Origin of the sequence: Pseudorhodobacter sp. W20_MBD10_FR17 (assembly GCF_052119765.1) — a bacterium.
In the GTDB taxonomy this organism is placed as follows: Bacteria; Pseudomonadota; Alphaproteobacteria; order Rhodobacterales; family Rhodobacteraceae; genus Pseudorhodobacter.
In genome coordinates, this window is sequence record NZ_JBGQOQ010000089.1 from 1 (window position 1) to 3232 (window position 3232).

The 3232-nt window shown below is 56.2% G+C and carries 3 protein-coding genes; 1 reads left to right on the forward strand and 2 read right to left on the reverse strand.

Annotation, left to right across the window (positions count from 1 at the left end; translation table 11 throughout):
• Positions 1–182: 182 nt before the first annotated feature.
• The gene (locus ACEN2J_RS20605) at positions 183–326 is read right to left on the reverse strand and encodes a hypothetical protein (protein WP_442108608.1); all 144 of its coding nucleotides are present in this window, start codon (positions 324–326) and stop codon (positions 183–185) included.
• Between ACEN2J_RS20605 and ACEN2J_RS20610 the strand changes: the two genes are divergently transcribed.
• The gene (locus ACEN2J_RS20610; RefSeq protein ID WP_442108606.1) at positions 271–2049 is read left to right on the forward strand and encodes a TniQ family protein; all 1779 of its coding nucleotides are present in this window, start codon (positions 271–273) and stop codon (positions 2047–2049) included. The genes ACEN2J_RS20605 and ACEN2J_RS20610 overlap by 56 nt on opposite strands.
• A 62-nt stretch (positions 2050–2111) precedes the next feature.
• Here the strand turns inward: ACEN2J_RS20610 and ACEN2J_RS20615 are convergent, their stop codons facing one another.
• Positions 2112–3167, reverse strand: coding sequence for an AAA family ATPase (locus ACEN2J_RS20615; protein WP_442108604.1), 1056 nt, complete (start codon positions 3165–3167; stop codon positions 2112–2114).
• Positions 3168–3232 lie beyond the last annotated feature (65 nt).

Below are 3232 nucleotides of genomic sequence, written 5' to 3' on the forward strand. Positions count from 1 at the left end.
CCTAGGACTTATGACGTAAAAACAGTCCAAGTTTTTGTCCGCATCCCCGCCGGGTCAGTTCTCAGTGACAATTAACAGTATATGCAAAAATTGAACGTTACAGCATGATCGATCCAACACCTTAAATGGAACCGATCAAGGCTATCCTGCGCTATCAGGCGAAGTTATCTTTTGCATGATATTTAACCACGAAACACCACGGAATACCAATTGACAAGTTGCTTGCCACTTACGGTGTCTTTGAACTCACGCGAAACTGGCTTTTCCTTGATGTCGCGCCTCGCCGCACGGAACAGGATTGAGGTATCCGAATTCGGGCGCGACATGGGCCTGCCGTTCAAGACGGTTATAAACGGCGATCCCGCAGCATTGCAGACGCTGGCGGATTTGTCGGGCTGCAACGGCAATGATCTCCGCGCATGGTCGCCACATTACATCGCCGCTCGCAGTTATGTTTTCCGGAAGGAGCCGTTCCACGCACGCGGAATCCGGAATACAATCGTGCAGGGATGCCCTACCTGCCTGCGTGAAGACGCTCAAGCTTCCGATTTGCCTCCCCACATTTCCATGGCGATCAGAGGGGATTGGCTGCCTAAGCATACGACATACTGCCATCTGCATGGTCGTTCGCTGGTGAAACTTTGGAAAGAGCAAGATCTGACACGGCGCATGGACACGGTAGAGCGTTTCAAAGAAATAGCACCCGCAATCTTGTCTGGCGAAATGGACGGTGAAGTCCGAGAGGCAACCGACTTTGACGAATACCTTCTGCGCCGCTTATCATTTGGCGCTGGCAGTGGCTGGCTCGATCAACGTCGCCTCTATGCAGCCTGTGTTTTCTGCGACTTGCTTGGCAGAGCGCTGGTTCGCCTAGAATTCCCTCAATCGTGGGTGGGTGAAGGATCACGCTGGGCGCTTTATCAAATGGGCTATGAGGTTGCCAGCAAAGGGGAAGCCGCGATCATTGCGGCATTGAACGATCTCAAACGCGAGATCGGCGCACCATGGGATGGCCCTAATCGGAAATACGGTGTGCTCTATGATCGACTTTCATATGACCTGACAGGGGACGATTACGCGCCGTTCCGAGCGCTTATGCGCGACCATATTTTGGAAACATGGGCCTTAGGGCCTGGTGATGAGCTGATGGGCGAACCTGTCCTTGAAAGACGAAAGCACTCGGTCATTACGGCAGCTCATGAAGTCGGCATGGATGCTCGCTTGTTACGCAAGCTGTTGGCTGAGGCAGGAATAATTGGCACTGAAGGCGATGATCGCTGGGATGTTTTCGACGCAGATCTTGCGGCCCCATTTTTGAAAAGCTTAAATCGTCATGTGAGCGCGTTGGAATTGCAGAAAGAGCTAAGCCTGTCGCGGTCGCAATTCGGGCTGCTTCAGAAAGACGGGTATTTTCTCCCTTCCTTATCAGCCGCCGATCACAAGCCTTTGTGGGACATTGCGCAGGCGCGATCCTTCATCAACGGGTTATTACGTGGTGCCGAAACGGTGCATCAAGCCCGCGTGCAATGGGTTGACTTGGCCAAAGCAAGTCAGAGGTTGAAGATCCGGCCAGGACAGATCATCGAGCTTATCACCCAGGGTCGGCTCACGCGTATTGGCAAGATGGAGAGCCTGCAGGATTACGCCAGCATCCTCATTCGCTTTGAAGAACTCGAGAACGTTTTAGATCTCCCAGAAGCCCCCGGGATGACGATCGAGGCATTCGCACGCTCTGTCAGTTTGAAGCCACCTCAAGCCGGCCGATTGATCAAAAAAGGGCACAGCCCGGCCACCATGGCCCGCAATCCTAAAACCCGGGCTCAACAATACTACATGCAAGCGCATGATATCGTGGCATTCAACCAGCGCTTTGTCACCCTGCGGGATCTGGCGATTTTGAAAGGGCAAAATTGGCAATCCTTGAGTGCCGCGCTCCGCGCAAATGAGATCGCTCCCTTTAGCCCCGATGGTTTTGACTACGGCCCGCTGTATGAATGGACCGTCTTGGAAGAAAGTGGCCTCGCACATCGACCACAGCGGCAAAGTTGATAAATAGCGCCGCGTCAGCAAGGGCCATGATTGCCGGCTCCCTGACAGGAACCGGCAGAGGCTCAGTGGGCCTTTGGCGCGGGTGATGCGCGCAACGCCTCGGCAAGCTGGCCGATCTGACGCAGACTGATGCCGCGTGGTGCATTTGTCATCTGGACGATGAAAGCACGGCAGTGCTCCAGCTCGGCAGCATCGCCCAGGTGCTGCGCCAACCGGTCGAAATGACCGACAGCCTGTTCGGCATTCAAACCACCCAGATGAAACACCCGCGCCCGATCACGCAATGGCGCGGGAATAAGATCCGTGTCATTTGCCGTCATGATCCAGACGACACGCGACATATCAAAGGGCAATCGATAGAACGGGCACTCAAACCGTTGTGCCGTGCCATTGTCCAATAACGGCAGTAGCGCGGTCGTCAGGCTTGTTGACCGTCCGCTTTCGCTCCGCATTTCTCCAGCCTTATCAACCTCATCCACAATCATCACCGGATTGGCCACCTGAGCAGACAAGATCGCCTCGACCGGAATACCGGCCTGGGCGGTGCCCCACCCTTTCTCTGTTCCGGTGATTCGAAAGCCGGCGCTGCCGCTGCCAACGTCGATCAGACGCGATAGGGTCCCCGCATAGTCCGCCAACCGCCGCGCATAATACGATTTGCCGATACCCGGCGGTCCGGCAAGGATCACCGGCGGCAAAGCCAGCCCGCGCCCGCCCGCGCCAACATGGGCCAGCATGTGCTGCATGACCCAGGACGAGACCTCGCGCATCCACGGGCTATCCGCATGAAGATCGGCGGCCAGTTGATAGACCTCATCCTCGGTCGATGGGCCCCGCAGTGTGGCGCCAGAACGGGCCAAGGCTGTGACCTGCGCCCGCGCCTCTTTTGTCAATGCGGTCAACCCCGCCTGACGCATCCGGCGCGAATGCGCATCGGCTGCAAGGTTTTGCGCCAGCTTCTCTTGCTTGAAGCTCAGCTTTGGCGGGCTGCTTTCCAACGCAATATTACTCTTCATCCGGATCCATGCATTGATGAAACCCCGCTCCATATCCTCAAGGCGCGGCACGGCAAGGTTCGGAGACAGAACCGCGAAACGGTTTGCGCGCAGGTTATCCATGACCGCCCCCTACAGGGTAGCGGTGGGCCTGACCCGCGGCGGTCTGGATACGGATGGTCTGGTTG